The sequence below is a fragment of the Chryseobacterium sp. CBTAP 102 genome (assembly GCF_003201365.1).
GTDB classification, from domain to species: domain Bacteria; phylum Bacteroidota; class Bacteroidia; order Flavobacteriales; family Weeksellaceae; genus Chryseobacterium; species Chryseobacterium candidae.
Genome location: NZ_QICX01000021.1, coordinates 19,608 through 36,295, shown reverse-complemented (window position 1 = coordinate 36,295; position 16,688 = coordinate 19,608). Strand labels below are relative to the sequence as shown.

At 36.2% G+C, this 16,688-nt stretch carries 15 protein-coding genes; 7 read left to right on the top strand and 8 right to left on the bottom strand.

All coding sequences use genetic code 11. The features are described from left to right. Positions 1-618: 618 nt before the first annotated feature. Positions 619-780: a bacteriocin-like protein gene (locus C8D70_RS20965; protein WP_181416173.1), complete on the bottom strand. Its 162-nt coding sequence runs from the start codon at positions 778-780 to the stop codon at positions 619-621. A gap of 228 nt (positions 781-1,008) precedes the next feature. On the opposite strand from C8D70_RS20965, the gene C8D70_RS20170 reads away from it, so the two are divergent. After that, positions 1,009-1,281 carry a hypothetical protein gene (locus tag C8D70_RS20170; protein WP_110368473.1) on the top strand — a complete coding sequence of 91 codons (273 nt, stop codon included), beginning with the start codon at positions 1,009-1,011 and terminating at the stop codon, positions 1,279-1,281. A gap of 102 nt (positions 1,282-1,383) precedes the next feature. Here the strand turns inward: C8D70_RS20170 and C8D70_RS20165 are convergent, their stop codons facing one another. Beyond that, positions 1,384-2,334 (bottom strand): isopenicillin N synthase family dioxygenase, encoded by a 951-nt coding sequence (locus C8D70_RS20165; protein WP_076597856.1) that lies wholly within the window; start codon positions 2,332-2,334, stop codon positions 1,384-1,386. Between the two features lie 84 nt (positions 2,335-2,418). On the opposite strand from C8D70_RS20165, the gene menD reads away from it, so the two are divergent. Next, the gene (gene menD, locus C8D70_RS20160; RefSeq protein WP_110368472.1) at positions 2,419-4,089 is read left to right on the top strand and encodes a 2-succinyl-5-enolpyruvyl-6-hydroxy-3-cyclohexene-1-carboxylic-acid synthase; all 1,671 of its coding nucleotides are present in this window, start codon (positions 2,419-2,421) and stop codon (positions 4,087-4,089) included. A gap of 2 nt (positions 4,090-4,091) precedes the next feature. Here menD and C8D70_RS20155 read toward each other — a convergent pair whose 3' ends face one another. After that, positions 4,092-4,718 (bottom strand): aminotransferase class IV, encoded by a 627-nt coding sequence (locus tag C8D70_RS20155; protein WP_110368471.1) that lies wholly within the window; start codon positions 4,716-4,718, stop codon positions 4,092-4,094. Then, entirely contained in the window at positions 4,702-5,679 is a 978-nt protein-coding gene (locus tag C8D70_RS20150; protein ID WP_110368470.1) for an aminodeoxychorismate synthase component I, read from the bottom strand. The genes C8D70_RS20155 and C8D70_RS20150 overlap by 17 nt, the downstream gene beginning before the upstream one ends. 45 nt (positions 5,680-5,724) lie before the next feature. Between C8D70_RS20150 and C8D70_RS20145 the strand changes: the two genes are divergently transcribed. The 4 genes from C8D70_RS20145 (at position 5,725) to C8D70_RS20130 (ending at position 8,594) form a co-directional block, all read left to right on the top strand. Beyond that, on the top strand, positions 5,725-6,450 hold the full coding sequence (locus C8D70_RS20145; protein WP_110368469.1) for a hypothetical protein: 726 nt from the start codon (positions 5,725-5,727) through the stop codon (positions 6,448-6,450). Between the two features lie 72 nt (positions 6,451-6,522). Further along, positions 6,523-7,251, top strand: coding sequence for a beta-carotene 15,15'-monooxygenase (locus C8D70_RS20140; RefSeq protein WP_110368468.1), 729 nt, complete (start codon positions 6,523-6,525; stop codon positions 7,249-7,251). Between the two features lie 14 nt (positions 7,252-7,265). Then, positions 7,266-8,345: an AI-2E family transporter gene (locus C8D70_RS20135; protein WP_076597850.1), complete on the top strand. Its 1,080-nt coding sequence runs from the start codon at positions 7,266-7,268 to the stop codon at positions 8,343-8,345. A gap of 21 nt (positions 8,346-8,366) precedes the next feature. Next, positions 8,367-8,594, top strand: a complete 228-nt coding sequence (locus tag C8D70_RS20130; protein ID WP_076597860.1) for a DUF3820 family protein — start codon at positions 8,367-8,369, stop codon at positions 8,592-8,594. A 74-nt stretch (positions 8,595-8,668) separates the two neighbouring features. Here the strand turns inward: C8D70_RS20130 and uvrB are convergent, their stop codons facing one another. The 3 genes from uvrB to C8D70_RS20115 all read right to left on the bottom strand — a co-directional run bounded on the left by uvrB (position 8,669) and on the right by C8D70_RS20115 (position 12,627). Beyond that, positions 8,669-10,660, bottom strand: coding sequence for an excinuclease ABC subunit UvrB (uvrB, locus tag C8D70_RS20125; protein WP_110368467.1), 1,992 nt, complete (start codon positions 10,658-10,660; stop codon positions 8,669-8,671). Positions 10,661-10,834: 174 nt separating this feature from the next. After that, positions 10,835-12,253: a M56 family metallopeptidase gene (locus C8D70_RS20120; protein ID WP_110368466.1), complete on the bottom strand. Its 1,419-nt coding sequence runs from the start codon at positions 12,251-12,253 to the stop codon at positions 10,835-10,837. Between the two features lie 2 nt (positions 12,254-12,255). After that, complete coding sequence (locus C8D70_RS20115; protein ID WP_110368465.1) at positions 12,256-12,627, bottom strand: BlaI/MecI/CopY family transcriptional regulator; 372 nt, start codon at positions 12,625-12,627, stop codon at positions 12,256-12,258. 106 nt (positions 12,628-12,733) lie between these two features. Here C8D70_RS20115 and C8D70_RS20110 point away from each other — a divergent pair, with 106 nt between their 5' ends. After that, complete coding sequence (locus tag C8D70_RS20110; protein WP_110368475.1) at positions 12,734-13,951, top strand: PQQ-dependent sugar dehydrogenase; 1,218 nt, start codon at positions 12,734-12,736, stop codon at positions 13,949-13,951. 167 nt (positions 13,952-14,118) lie between these two features. On the opposite strand, the gene C8D70_RS20105 is transcribed toward C8D70_RS20110, so the two are convergent. After that, entirely contained in the window at positions 14,119-16,548 is a 2,430-nt protein-coding gene (locus C8D70_RS20105) for a TonB-dependent receptor plug domain-containing protein (RefSeq protein WP_110368464.1), read from the bottom strand. Positions 16,549-16,688: the final 140 nt, after the last annotated feature.

Genomic DNA, 16,688 nt, shown 5'->3' with positions numbered 1-16,688 from the left:
TATTTTATTTTTAAAATCCTTTATCTTATTGATAAAGGATTTTTTTTGCTTTATACCCAAGCAGGGAACCCTAAACTCATACATAATGAGTAATAGATGATAAACAATACATCGATTATTCATGAACCATCAATCATCAACGATCACTTATCACTTATCCATTATCCATTATCCATTATCCATTATCAACTATCATTAATCACTCATCCTTATGATGGAAAGTACACCCTCCAGTTGTCACTCCATAGGAGTCTGAACAAAGTATTATCAAATAACTCAGTATTACTTTTGCTTTTTTAACCTTTGAACTCTTAAGACTCTAATAAAGTTGGCTGGATTCCTGCGGAATGACACAGTAGAAAGAAACGGCGCAAATGAAAAAGAAAGACGCCATTGGAATAGCAATAGCACCATAGAAAAAAGAAGTTTATCTATTCTATTGGGAGAATAATATTCTTTCCTTTTTTTAAGCTCATAAATCGATTATCACAAATAAGAAGTACAATTTCCTGATAAATATGTCCGCGTGGCTCAAATCTACTTTATTTTAACCCAAAAGAAATAAAAAACCACCTCTGTAAAGAAGTGGTTCCATTTATGAAATTTTGATTTTGAATCTTACATATCACTATTGGTGTCCGGACATTTAAAGTTGTCACTGCATGTGGCACAAACAATAACTCCGTTGCAATAATACATACAGAAATCTGTTTCCGGAAGATTAGCTCCACCTGAAATGTTCTTTAATTGGTTCTTTTTTAGTTTTTTTAGATTTTTCATATTGTTTTGATTAAAAATTTGTAGTTAATGTAAAAATAGTTAAAATATTATTAATTAAATAGTGTTTGTTTAATTAATAATAGAAATTTAACATAATAAGATCTCTTAAGAGCTATATTAATCATTGGATTTAATTTAAAGTATTGATTATTAATAAAATAAATGTTATTTTTAAATAAGCGTTATCCGAAAAGCTTATAGAGTAGGAAATACCAAAAATCAAAAATTATGAAAAATTTAAAAAAACTTTCAAGAGAAGACAGAAAGGGTATTGTTGCAGGAATTAATTTTCCGGCATATTGTTTTGAAGGAGGAGGACCTGGAGAAGGAGGATGCTCTACCGGAGAAATTTGTTCGAATGGAAAATGTGTACCTTATGGTGAAGGCCCCGGAGGTGGAGAAAATCCTGGTGGCGGTGGTGATTCTTATACTTGTATCTGTCCGTGGGGAACTTTTACACAGCCTGCGCCGTGTCCGGAATTTTACTGTATAACAGGATAGTACAGGTTTTATAGATGTACAATGGTATATACGCTTGTTGCATATTTCCAAGTGAAATATAATAGTAAAAATGGCTGTCTTAATTTGAGACAGCCATTGCGTTTATTTTTTGATCAATCCCAGTTCGATCAATCTTTCATGCAGGAATTCTCCGGCAGTTGTATCTTCGTATAATTTTGGATTGTTTTCGTCTACACAGTTATCAAGTGCATTTAAAGACATTGCACTGATGGGATGCATAAAGAAAGGAATTGAGTATCTTGAAGTACTCCACATTTCTCTTGGTGGGTTTACCACTCTGTGGATAGTAGATTTCAACTTGTTGTTGGTATGTCTAGAAAGCATATCTCCAACATTAATCATCAGCTCATCTGGTTCTGCAATAGCATCTATCCACTCTCCGTTGTGGTTTTGAACCTGAAGACCTTTTCCCTGTGCTCCCATTAAAAGAGTAATAAGATTAATGTCCCCATGGGCAGCTGCTCTTACTGCATCATCCGGTTCTTCAGTGATTGGCGGGTAGTGAATAGGTCTTAAAATAGAATTTCCTTCTGCGATTTTGTCATCAAAATAAAATTCATCTAAACCAAGGTGTAATGCTAACGCTCTTAACACATACTGTCCTGTTTTTTCAAGCATCTGGAATGCTTCTTTACCAACTTCGTTGAATCTTGGAAGTTCTTCAACGATTACGTTGTCCGGATACTCACTTTTGTATTTTGAATCATCAGACAGATACTGCCCAAAGTGCCAAAATTCTTTTAAGTCTCCTTTTTTGAAACCTTTTGCAGTTTCTTTACCGAATCCTACATAACCTCTCTGGCCACCAATTCCTGGAATCTCATACTTTTGTTTCGTTTCCACTGGCTGTTCAAAAAAGTTTTTTACCTCTCCATACAAATCATCTACTAGGTTGTCATCAAGAAAGTGGCCTTTTAAGGCAACAAAACCAATTTCTTCATAAGCTTTTCCGATTTCATTTACAAATTTCTGTTTGCGTTCCGGGTTACCCGAAAGGAAATCACGCAGGTCTACACTAGGTATTTTATCCATTTTTAGAAATTTACGAACAGCAAAATTACATTTTTTTTAAATTAAATGATTTTAAAATCATTATTTATAAGTTAAATTTGCTGTATGAAAAAATATTCTTCTAAGAGAAGTATCCAAATACTTGCACATCTTCTTCAGCAGTACGGAATTGCAGATATCGTAATTTCTCCGGGGTCAAGAAATGCTCCTTTGGCTATCCATTTTTCAGAGATAGATGGTTTCGACTGTTACAGCATTGTAGACGAAAGAAGTGCGGCTTTCGTGGCAATGGGAATGGCGAAGAGTGAGAAAAAGCCGGCAGCTATTACCTGTACCAGCGGATCTGCGGTGGTTAATTATTATCCTGCGGTTACTGAAGCGTTTTATCAGAACATTCCGCTTTTGGTACTTACAGCAGACCGACCGACTGATTTTGTTGATATATTCGATGGGCAAACGATCAGACAGAAGGATGTTTTTCATCAGCATTCCTATGGTGACTTCCAGCTTTTGGAAGACAGCAAAGAAAATGCGGAAGATATTAATTTCGATATCATTAAAAAAGCTATTGAACTCTGTTTTGAGAAGCAAGGTCCGGTACACATTAATATTCCATTGGAAGAACCATTATATGAGCTGGTTTCAGAGCTTCCTACTTTTCCAACGGTAGAAAAGACCATCAAACATAAAGAATATGAAATTCCGTCCAATCTGATTGCGGAATGGCATACTTCCCAAAGAATTATGCTGCTGGTGGGAACAAGAGATTACAGCCCGGAACTGGAAAACCAGCTGACTCAGTTGGTGAAGAACCATTCTGTGGTTGTGTTGAGTGAAGCCAATTCAAATTTACACCATGAGAAGTTTTTCAAACATATAGACCGTTATATTTTCAATTTTACGGAAGAGGATTATAAAACGTACGCTCCTGACCTGTTGATTACAGTAGGTCAGAATGTAGTTTCCAAAAAAGTGAAACAATTCCTTAGAAGCGCCCGTCCTAAACAGCACTGGCATCTGGATGAAGTGTGGCAGCCTGATACGTATTTCTCATTGACAGAAAAGATAGAGGTGAAGCCAGAGGTTTTCTTCTCAAAACTGTTGAAGTTTATTAATCTGGAGCCTAGACCGTATTATAATCTTTGGGATGTTTTAAGGGATAAAAAAGATGCTAAACACGAACAGTTTCTGAATACAATTGATTTTTCAGATTTCTATTTTTTCAATAAAGCATCACAAGCCATTCCTGAAAACTATAACATTCATTTCAGTAACTCTTCAGGGATCAGATATGCTCAGCTGTTTGATTTCGGGAAGAGAAAGATTTACTGTAACAGAGGAACAAGCGGTATTGACGGATCTACTTCGACGGCAATGGGATTTGCCATCAAAAATGAAAATCCAACTTTATTGATCACAGGTGACCTGAGTTTCTTTTATGATATCAATGGTCTTTGGAATCAATATATTCCACCGTTTGTAAGAATTATGATCTTCAATAACGGTGAAGGAAATATCTTTAAAATTATTCCGGGCCCCAGAAATGCCAATCCGAATACATTAGACGAATTTATTGCCACAAAGCACCGCAAGAACGCCGAATCTCTGGCAAAGCATTTTGGATTCTCCTATATCAGAGTAGAGGACGAACTTACGCTGGACAGAGTTCTTGAGAATTTCTTTAAACCTGATGTACAGCCAAAAATCCTGGAAGTAAATACTCTCGGGAAGAACAGTGCAGATGTACTGAAGTCATATTTTGAGTTTATGAAGTAGATTTAAAGATCAAGATATTCTTCATTCCCTGGCAGATTGATAATTCTGTCGATAGGATAGATAAACATATCATCAAAATCATTCAACGCATTAATAATCTGGAAATGGGTGAATTGCTTTATGTTCTGTAAAGTGATCTCCGTTTCTTTGATCTTTTTATGCTTTAAAAGGTGCTGCCTCTGCACTCCATTCAACAGATAAGTAGAAGGAGTAAACCAGTCTTTTCCTTTTAAAAATAAGATATTGGAGAAAGAGGTATCCGTAATATGATTGTTTTTGACAATGATAATTTCTTCTGCCTTAGCTTTCATCTTCATTTTTTCCAGTTCCTTACGATCTTCAAATTTGAATGAATAATCAAAGCTATTGTTTTCTACCAGCTGAAAATCCTGTATTTCAGGAATAGCGTAAGGAATCATCTGTGTTCTGATTCTTTTGTCAAGGTCATAAGCAATTCTCAACTTGAAAAGACCATCCTCATCATGCCGCAGATTTTTATAGATCTTGGCCACATCAATAGAGTCTTCCTTCCCAAAATGGGAAAATGTCTGATTGACACGTTTCTGATGTAGATCCAATAGAAAAATCTCCTGATCTTCTACTTTAATGCTTTCAATGAATTGGGACATAGATTTTATTTTTCATTTCCTGATACTCGTCTTCTAATTTACTCATGTGCGTTATACCGCCTCCGCTTTTGAAATACAATTGGTCTTCCTGTTTTTCAATAAAGCGTATCATTACACAGCTGTCTACATTTTGGCCGTCAAACCAGCCGCAAATTCCCGTGTAATATCCTCTGTCATATCCTTCCGCATCCAGAATTATTTCCAGTGTTTTAGGTTTGGGAGCTCCTAAAATAGAGCCTGCAGGAAGAATTTTCTGCATAATACTTCCTACTTTTCCTTCAAATTCAGGTTTTATCTTTCCTGAAATTTCAGAACTCATCGCGTACAGATCCTTTTGTTGGGTTTTGATAAAGTCAATATGCTGGAACTGGTCTACCTTTACATCATCAGCCACCATACTTAGATCATTCCGGAGCAGATCTACTACGGTGTAATGTTCTGCCTTCTCCTTTCTGTCATTCTTCAGAATTTCTGCTGCATTTTCAATAGATGCATCAATGGTTCCTTTCATGGGATAGGTGAAAATTTTTCCGTCAATGATCTTTACAAAAGTTTCAGGAGAAAAAAATACAAAAAAATCTTTATAAAAAACTTTGTATTTCGCATTTGAATGATAAAAAATTTCTTCTAAGGTTAAATTCGTCTCAATTCGTGTTTTTCTGGTATAATTTACTAAATAGGAATTTCCTAAACGAATATTTTCCTGAACTTTATCAAAACCTGTTTGAAAGTTTTCCAATGTTTCAGGATAGGATTTCCAGACGACTTTTTTATTCAGCTTATGTGTCTCTTTTGTGTTTGAAAATGTTTGGAAATCAATAATTAAACCCTCTTTTTTAATTTCATGTTCCTGATAGATTTCAACATTCTCAGAGAGAAAGTCGATGATGAAAAAATAGGGAACCTTCTGAAGAGAAAGTTCATCCATTTCCATAAATTTTTGATGATTCACTGAAAACATTCTGCAAAAGTACTTATTGATGTTTACTTTTGCATAAATTTTTTTATGATGCAGAATAAATATCCTCAGAAACCAGGAATAGATTTTATATTGAAGCAGGCATTTTATTACTGGAATAAAACCCTCGTTTTTCAGCTGATGTTTTCTATCGTCTTTTTTGGAATACTGCTTACTGCGGTGATGCTTTTCGGAGAGAAGTATGGCATTTTTTCTTATAATAAAGAATTGCAGGAAGCTTTTATGCAGGGGACTCAGGTTTATTTGAAAAAAATGGAAGCAATAACGGCAACTGAAAATTATCAGATGTTTACATTGGCAATCTGGGGAACAACAGCATTTCTGTATCCGTTGAATCTCGGGATGTTTCAGATCTTCCGCAAGCTTGATCTTAAAGAAAATATTGTGATAGGAGATTTGTTTGCCGGATATAACGGACTTAACTTTTTTAAGTATGTGGGCTATTTTCTTTTCTGGTTCTTTATTTACAGGTTTACCCTTCCTACTGTCGTATTAGCTGTAATCTGGGTGGCAGTAACACTATTTGTCGCTCCATTGATGTTCTTCACCAATAAAAGGATTTTCGAATCCATTTCCCTGAATTTTAAAGCGCTTAAAATGTATTTCGTTGAAATAATGGTATGTGTAATTGTTGCTTTTCTATTCAAGTACTTAGGTTTTGCATTGTTCCTGATTGGAGGTCTTTTCACATTTCCATTTTGGAATGCAATGATTTATTCATTGTATAAAACAGTCTTTTCGGAGAAAAGTTAAAATTCATTCGTGTTTAATGGGATTTTTTACTAAAAAAAAGTAAATTTGGTAAAATCATTAAATATTTAAACTATGTCTGAATTTAACGAATTTGATCAGCAGGGTTCTGTGCCTAACAGAGATACGGGATCAATTATTTCTCATGCTTTTGAAATGTACAAAGGCGTTTTCGGTTACGGAATCGTAGCTATGATTATTTACCTGATTGGAGGGTCTGTTATTCAGATGCTTACAGGATTTGATTCTGCTTCTATGATGGAGGAGATGAAATCTTCAGGAGGAGATTTTAATTACTGGAGCGCTCCGGGACTTCCTTTGTATATGGGAGCGTCCAGCCTTTTCGGTCTTTTATTGTCTCCTTTGTATGTAGGATTGATCTATATGGTCAATAAATACAATACCAAAAGCCCGATTGAATTTTCTGATCTTTTTATCGGATACCGCCAGAATTTTGTAAACATTTTGATTTATAGTCTTCTTGCCTGGATAATTTCTTCCATTGCTCTGGCATTGTGTGTGTTGCCTGTCATTTTTGTATATCCTTTCCTTTTAATAGGATATCCGATTCTGTTATTTGAAAATGCTTCAGCTACAGAAGCTTTATCAAAGTCGTTCAACATTGCTAAAGAAAACTATGGAACTTTCTTATTGACCGGATTTTTAGGGTTTTTGATTTCTATTGCAGGGGTTATTCTTTGCGGAATAGGGATCATCCTGACAGCTCCGTTTATTATGATTGTAATGTACTCAACCTATTGTGCTTTCTTAGGAAAACCAAGACAAATTATGTTCAGCAAATAAAAATATAAAAATACATGATGAATAAGGACAAACAAATAAGCAGTGTTGCGATAAAGCAGATGTCATTGCTGGCCATCATTCTGGTATTGGCCGGATTGATCTGCTTTAATCTGGCATTGTTTATTCCCTCAGTGTTGGGGGCGATTACCATTTATGTAGTCTGCAGAAAATACAATTTTTATCTGCAGGAAGAGAAAAAGTGGAAACCATCACTGGCTGCGTTTGCATTGATGTTGGCAAGTCTTATCGTTCTTATTCTTCCGATTTATTTTATTGCCGATCTGATTATTGATAAATTGGGAAATGCACAGGCTTATATGGCCAAGTTCAATGTTTTCCTGGATAAAATCCATTCTTATATCTTCTCTAAAACAGGATTTGATATTCTAAGCAAGGAGAATATGGCGAAACTGAAGGATAATGTAGGGAAATTTTCTACTTCAGCAGTCAGTGGGACATTCAATACTCTTACAATAGTAATGTCCATGTATTTTATTCTCTATTTTATGCTGGAAAGACCAAGGCTCTTTGAAAAGATTCTTACTTCTTCTGCCCCGCTGAAGAGAGCAAACATCTCTCTGATTGGCGATAAAATGAGAAAACTGATCATGGCAAATGCTATTGGAATTCCCGTTGTAGCATTAGGACAGGGAATTGTAGCACTCATAGGTTATTTGATTTTTGGTGCGCCGGGAGCTGTTCTGCTTTTTGCACTAACTGCTGCTGCTTCAGTGATTCCAGTTGTAGGAACTGCTATTATATATGTTCCTGTGTGTATCTTTATGATTGCGGAAGGTAATACAGGACAGGGGATAGGATTAGCAATCTACTGTCTTGTAGTAGTAGGTCTTACCGATAATCTTCTTCGTTTTACTTTCTTAAAGAAACTGGAAAACATCCATCCACTGAATACGGTATTTGGAATCATTATGGGAATGAATCTGTTTGGCTTTATGGGGCTTATTTTTGGTCCTATTCTGATCTCATTGACTCTTCTTCTGGTTCAGGTATACAGAAATGAATTTTCGGATGAAGAAACACCTCCGGACCTTGAACTGCCTGGCCAGGATGATATTAAAGAAAAATTAATTTAATTAGATAAAAACGTGGAAGGAATTAATCCCGAAATACTAAAAGAAATCTGTGTCATGAAAATGCCCTTCGGGAAATACGAAGGAACAGTCCTGGTTGATCTTCCGGTGAGCTACCTGGAATGGTTCAACAGAAACGGAATGCCAAAAGGAAAATTGGGAATGCAGCTTTCAACGGTTTACGAGATCAAATTAAATGGTTTGATGGATCTTTTGACTCCTATCCGGGCCGCAGTAAGAAAAGGACTGTAAAATTAAAATATACCATTTTTAAATAGTTTCGGCGGCATCGAAGATGCCGCCGAAACTATTTATAATCAATTCTTTTACGCTTTCAATGCTGAAATTTCATCTCTCAGCTTGGCAGCCTTAATAAAATCAAGATTTTTTGCTGCTGCTTCCATTTCTTTTTGTTTCTGGGCAATCATTTTCTCGATATCTTCACTGGCATAGGTTGCTTTTGTTTCGGCAACTTTCTGAAGGATTTCTTTTTGCGTATATTTTTCATCAGGGAAGTCTTTGCTTCTTCCTACGAGATTTTCGGATATCTTTTTATTTAATGCTTTTGGCTTCAGGCCGTGATCTTCATTGTACTGCATTTGCTTGGCACGTCGGTATTCGGTTTCATCCAGCGTAGCCTGCATAGATTTTGTGATTTTGTCTGCATACATGATTGCTTTTCCATTCACATTCCTTGCGGCACGTCCTACGGTCTGGATCATCGATCTTCTGCTTCTCAGCATTCCTTCTTTATCAGCATCCAGAATGGCAACCAGAGAAACTTCGGGTAAATCCAGACCTTCTCTCAATAAGTTAACCCCAATCAACACATCAAAAAGGCCTAAACGAAGATCCTGCATGATCTGAATACGCTCCAGGGTCTCTACATCTGAGTGAATATACCTTGTTCTGATTCCGAATTTGGTGAAGTATTTCGTAAGTTCTTCCGCCATTTTCTTGGTTAAAGTAGTCACCAGTACTCTTTCATCAGCATCGGCCCTTTTCTGGATTTCCTCCATTAAGTCATCAATTTGATTTAATGATGGTCTTACTTCAATAATCGGATCTAAAAGTCCTGTAGGACGGATGATTTGTTCTATATAAGCACCACCTGTTTTTTCCAGTTCATAATCTGCAGGCGTTGCAGAAACATAAATAACCTGATTCTGAATGGCTTCAAACTCTTCAAACTTCAAAGGTCTGTTGTCCATCGCTGCCGGAAGTCTGAAACCATACTCTACTAATGCTTCTTTTCTGCTTCGGTCACCACCGTACATGGCATGAACCTGCGGAACGGTAACGTGGCTTTCATCGATAACCATTAAAAAGTCTTTAGGGAAATAATCAATCAGGCAGAAAGGTCTTGTTCCCGGAAGACGGCCGTCTAAGTATCTTGAGTAGTTCTCAATTCCTGAGCAATAGCCAAGCTCTTTGATCATTTCAAGATCCAGTTCAGTTCTTTCCTGAAGACGCTTTGCTTCTAATGGTTTTCCGACAGAACTAAAGAAATCAACCTGTTTTACCATGTCGTCCTGAATATCTTTAATCGCTCCGTTTAAGGTTTCTTTCGATGTCACGAAAAGATTGGCAGGATAAATCTGTATCTGATCAAAACTATCTTCTACATTTCCTGTTACAGGGTCAAAACTTTGAATCTTTTCAATTTCATCTCCAAAAAACTGAATTCTGATTGCGTTATCAGTATAAGCGGGGAATACATCAATCACATCTCCTTTTACACGAAACGTTCCTCGTTGGAATTCATTTAATGTTCTGGCATATAATGCATTAACTAATGAATGGAGAAGTGCTGTTCTTGTCACTTTCTCACCAATGGCAATGGAGATTAAAGATTTATGAAATTCCGTTGGATTCCCGATACCATAAATGCATGAAACAGAAGCTACTATCAAAACGTCTCTCCTTCCTGAAAGAAGACTGGCAGTGGCAGAAAGACGCAGTTTTTCAACTTCTTCATTGATGCTCAGATCTTTTTCAATATAAGTTCCTGTTGTAGCAATATAAGCTTCAGGTTGGTAGTAATCATAGTAGCTTACAAAGTATTCTACGGCATTTTCCGGAAAGAACTCTTTGAACTCCATAAAAAGCTGTGCAGCAAGAGTTTTATTGTGGGCTAGTACTAAAGTTGGGCGCTGAACATTTTTAACAACATTCGCAACAGTAAAGGTTTTTCCTGAGCCGGTAACACCAAGAAGAGTCTGATATTTCTCACCGATCCCTATTCCTTCGGTAAGTTTTTCAATAGCCTGAGGCTGATCTCCGGTAGGTTTATATTCTGATTGAAGCTTAAAATCCATAGAAAAGATGTGTACAACAAAAATACGAAAGAAATTATTAGACTGTCTAATGTTTTGACGGTGAATATTTTGATAATAAAATTTTAACTAATGACCTTTGGTTTGGGTTTTTGATAGGGTCTGAATAAGAATTGCTGAAAAAAATAAAAGCGCTGGAATTAGCGCTTTTTGTTGTTATGGTCGTGTAAAAGTCATGGTTGCAGGTATTTTCAATACTGAGGCAATGGCCTTTCCATCTTTCATTGCGGGTATCCATACTGTTTCATTACTGATTTCAGTGACTGATTTTAGTAGCTCCCGGTTCAGGATTTCATTTTCTCCCGAAGTAGTTACCTGAGTTGTCTTTCCTACTTCATTAATATGAATATAAGCGGTAGATGTTATAGGTCCGCTATAGTTTCCTAAATTACTCACATCTACACTTCTGCTTATTTTGATTCTAAGGTCTTTAGAACCCCCGGGATATTGAGCTGGGCTTTCATTTGTATTTTCTTGAGTATTGATGGCTGTATTTGTATTTTTACCTTCACCTTCACTTGTTTTATACACTCCCGGAACTGCTGTATCCAGAACTTTTTTCAATTCTTCTTTTTTGAAATCCATAGAATCAGATCCATTTCTCTCTTCTCTGTCATTTTCAAAATAAGCAGGGACTATTAAGTCTGCTTGTATTGGCTTCTGGTGTGCAATTTGGTCTGGTATCTCTGCTATTCTTTCGGAAAGACGAACATGAGTGGAGTTTTCTGCGTATGTTCTTTCAGAGAATAATACCGCTGAAGCAACTAAAACGGTGATTCCTGCTGTTTTCTTTAGCAAACTAAATTTTGATTTTTTTGTTTTCAACATAATAAATCTTTTTTTGGTGTTATTAAAATTAAATGAATGGGTTAAAGGAGGATTTTGATGATTGAGAATTTCTTCGAGAATAAGGTCCTGATATTCTTTAATGTTATAGTTACTTTTCATAACGGCTTCGTCTGCCAAAAATTCATGGTTTGCGATCATCGCTTTCTCATATAGGAAAAGTACAGGATTGAACCATGTGAATATTTTTAATGTGTTCAAAATCAAAATGTCCAGACTGTGTTTTTGTTCAATATGAGTCTTTTCATGAATGAAAATTCTTGGATCTATTGTATCGTTTTTCATATAGCTTTCGCCCATATAAATTGTATTCCAGAAACTGAAAGGTGAAAGATTTTCTTTTGTCAATAACATATTATGGTTCTGGTATACATGTTTCTTTCCGGATATTCTTTTGATCTTCAGAATGGAAATAATATTTCTTACCAACAGAAAAAAGGTGATGAAAATATAAATTGCCAATACCACGTTCACCCAGTTAAAGCTTTCCTGTTTTTGAGGGATGAAAACCAGTTGTTGTGCCGTCTCTTCTATAATCAACTGTGGCGTTTTTTCTATATTCTGATTGGGCGTACTAATGATTACAAACGGAATTATATAAGAAAGTAATAACGAACTTAATAAATACATTCGGTTAAATCTGTGCATTCTTTCTTTTTCTAAAAACAGATAATAAACAGCAATGAAAATAGAAGAGCACAGAATTATTTTCAAAATAATAGCAGTCATATTTATTCTTTTATCTGTTCATCAATAATATTGCGAAGTTCTTTCAGTTCCTTTTGGCTAAGTTTTGCATTAGATGTAAAAAATGATGCAAACTGTGTCACAGAGCTGTTGAAAAAACGGTCAATCATGGAAGTCATTTCTTCCTTGAAATATTCCCCTTTCTCTATTTTTGGAAAGTATTCGCGGGAATTTCCATAGAGTTTATAGCCTATCAGCTCTTTGTTCAGCATTCTTTTAAGCAAGGTTGCAATAGTTGTTGCTGCTGGCTTTGGATCCGGATAGGTTTCCAGTATGTCCTTCATGAAAACGGTCTTTTTTTTCCAAAGAATTTCCATAAGGCTTTTTTCAGAATCAGTTAGTTTAACTTCTTTCATTCTATAAGTTTGTAATTTGTTCTACAAATGTAGAACAAAAATTCATATGTACAAATTTTATTGGCATTATTTTTCCATTCTTTTGGTAAAACCTAATCATAACACTATGAAAATGAATCAATTTTATATTCCTGTAGTAAGCCTTTTTCTTTTTTTATCTTCATGCAAAGAGAATCATACCAATGCTCAGAAGACAGGAAATGACAGAAGTGTAGAAACAGAAAATCCTAATTCTGACTATAAGCCGGCATTTAAAGGGCAGACAAGAATTAATGCTGTAAAGACAACAGCAGCCTATAATGTTGAAATACTGAATAAAGATTTGGGAAGACCATGGGGGATTATCAATCTACCTGACGGTAAATTTCTCATCACCGATAAGAAAGGCTATATGAATGTTGTTTCAGCAGATGGAAAACAGGTGTCAAAAATAGATGGTTTTCCAAAAGTAGATTCAAAAGGACAAGGCGGAATGCTGGATGTAGCGCTTGATCCTGATTTTAAAACTAACAATATTATTTATTTCAGTTTTTCGGAACCATTTGGAAAAGGAAACTTAACATCTGTAGCAAAAGGAAAGTTGTCTGCAGATCTTAAAAATATTTCTGAAGTAAAAGTTATTTTCCGTGCAGAACCTTCTTATGATGGTGATAAACACTATGGAAGCCGTCTTGCTTTTGATAAAGATGGACATTTATTTGTCAGTACAGGAGAAAGATCAGATAAAGTTACCCGCATGTATGCCCAGAAGACAGGTAATTATCTTGGTAAAATTTTAAAGATCACAAAGGATGGTAAACCTGCTCCGGGAAATCCTTTTATCGGAAAATCAGGATATAAACCGGAAATTTATGCTTATGGAGTCCGAAACCCGCAAGGAATGGCTATTGATCCTAATGGCAATCTCTGGGATGTTGAAATGGGTCCGAGAGGAGGTGATGAAATCAATCTGATCCAGCCGGGAAAAAATTACGGATGGGGAGATGTAACCTATGGAATTGAATATTCAGGAGATAAAGTAGGACAGGGAATTACCCAAAAAGAAGGAACAGAGCAACCGGTTTATTATTGGGATCCTGTGATTTCACCAAGCGGAATTACTTTTTATACGGGAAATATTGAGGAATGGAAAGGAAATCTCATTATCGGATGTTTAAGTGGCGAGCATATTGACAGAATTGTCATGAAAGATAATAAAGTAGTAGGTGAAGAACGTCTTCTTGCAGATCAGAAAGAACGCTTCCGTGATGTATTAAACGGGATAGATGGGAATCTGTATGCGGTAACCGACAGTGGCAAATTGTATAAGATTTCAAAAAAATAGAAAAAACTGTATCAAAATGTTATTCTGAACACAGACTGAAAGTTTGCGAACGTAGTTCAGAAATGTAGTGAAGAATCTTATGTTATTGGTTTATAGATGAGATTCTTCCTTCGTCAGAATAACAAAGGTGAAATTATTAACCTTTGATACAGTTTCTTTTTATTCCATTAAAATTTAAAATTAAGTCTGGCGAAAACCTGTCTTCCGGCAAATCCCATCTGTACAGGGTCAAAGATACCTCCTGATTCTGTATTTCCATCACTTACCTGAGTGGTTTGCAAGGTAGGATATCTGTTGAACAGGTTTTTGCTTCCTAAAGTCAGATTCAGGTTTTTAGAGAATTCATAGCCAAAAGAAAGATCGGTGGTTACTTTTGGATTATAGACCTGTTCTGTACCGTCATAACCAATCAGAGTAACCTTATCAAATCTTACTAACTGCAGATTTGCATTGAATTTGCTGAGCTTATAATTGAGATTTAAATTCACTTTTGTCTTCGGAGCAGAAGCAAGAATAAATGCTTTTTCTCTTGCACTCAGGTAAATATCTTCTTTTCCTGCCAGCTGTTCTGAAGTGTTTACTTTGGTGATTTCCATGTCATTATAGTTTCCGGCTAAGGTAGCGGTAAGCTTTCCAGAACCTAGATTTTCACTATAGCTTAATATAAGATCAATCCCTTTCGTGCGAGTATCAATCGCATTAGAAAAGAACTGTACCTGGTCAATAAATGGATTTTCTGCCTGGACATCTGCCGGCAAATCTCCCTGTGCAAAATATCCGGTAAGAACGATCCTGTCTTTTACTTCGATATAATATCCATCCACTGTCGCTGTAAATTTTCCTGTGTTGAAAGTAAACCCGGCACTACCGTTCACAGAGGTTTCCTGTTTCAGTTGAGGAATTCCCAGGCTGCTTGCGATGTTACTATCATTAGAAGCGAGCTGAATGGTAACTAATTTTTTTTCCTGGAAGTTGGTAAACTGTTGGCTGTAGTATTTCTGAGCCAGAGAAGGCGCTCTGAACCCTGTAGAAACGGATCCACGGAAAGCAAACTGAGGAGTAAATGCATATCGTGTAGCAAACTTACCATTCAGCGTACTTCCGAAATCATTATAATTTTCAAACCTTCCGGCAACGCTTATCATCCAGTTTTTAGTCACATCCAATTCAGTATCTATGTAGGCAGCAAAGTTATTTCTGCTTTTGCCGATATCTGTAGAATAACCCGGGAATCCCTGCGAACCGCCTGGCCTTACGCTATTTTCATTTAAAGGATTGGTTACCAGTAAACTTTCAGGGGTATCTGGCGTCACAGGATTTCCGTTTTTATCATACATGGTGTAAGAAGCCTCTTCTCCTTTGATGATATCAAATTTTTCATATCTGAACTCTGACCCGAAAGCAACGTTAAGCCCTTCCAGTACTTTGAACTGCTTCACAGCGTTGAACCCAGTTGTATTCTGCAGCAGTGAATGTCCTCCCGCATTAAAGCTTGTAGGAGATTTGACTCCTAAAGTGGCATTAATTGTATTGTCTATCTGGTAGGTGAATCTGTTGTTGCCAAAAGCATTATAAAAATCTACATCCCAGTCTGCAACTTTGAACTTTAATCCGTTGTCAAATGTGAAATCCGTAATGCTGGTGTTTTCAACCGGGTTAAATCCTGTAGGGTAAACTTCTGGAATATTGCCGTCTGCATCCGGTGTTCTTGTCCACGCATAAGCTTTGGTATTTCTATGGGAAAAGCCCTGACGGGAATAAAATTTCAATCCATCGGATAACGGGACTTCAATATTTCCGAAAAAGTAAATATTTTGAGCTTTGGCATCTCCGAAACGCTGTCTTGGTGCCGTATAAACATCAGGATTAGCATTTCGTATGGCGTAATCTTTATTAACAAATTCTACTGTGAAATTTCCAAAACCGCCTTTTGATCCTATTTTAGTTCCCAGATTTCCACTGAAATCAAAGGTAGTTCCGTCTACTTTGTGATCTGATACAACGTCATTATTACCTGGACTTTTGAAAAGATTCATACCTGTGAATAGATTTCCTTCAAAACCATTATTTCTGTCATTCAAAATAACATTAATTACTCCTGCAATAGCATCCGAACCATATTGGGCTGATGCTCCGTCACGAAGGACTTCCACTCTTTTTATGGCTCCAATCGGAATGGTGTTCATATCATATCCGGTATTTCCCCTTCCTTTGGTTCCAAAAAGGTTGATCAGTGAAGACTGATGATATCTTTTTCCATTCAGTAAAAGTAAGGTTTGATCAGGACCAAGACCTCTTAACGTAGCCGGATCTACAGCATCAGCACCGTCAGATCCTGATTGTTTGTTGGAGTTGAAAGAAGGTGCGGAAAATTGCAAAAGCTGGTTGATTTCTATCTGCCCTGTAGACTGGCTCACCTGCTTAATGTCGATGATATCAATAGGAACAGGAGTATTGACTACTGTTCTCTTTTTGTTACGGCTTCCGGTAATGGCTACTTCGTCGATCTTTGATTCTTTCAAAGTATCTTTTATCTGCTGGGCATAGGTGAAGGTAGAAGCTCCAAGTAAAATGATACTGATGTATTTTATCTTCATATTAATAATTTTAGTAGTGATTTAATCAAAATTATCAATATTTATTTTTAAATCCATATTAAAATAAAATTTTTAGTATAGATTTCTTAATTTTATAACGATTTGTGGTAAATTAGGAAAAATAGTAACCTATTACTTGA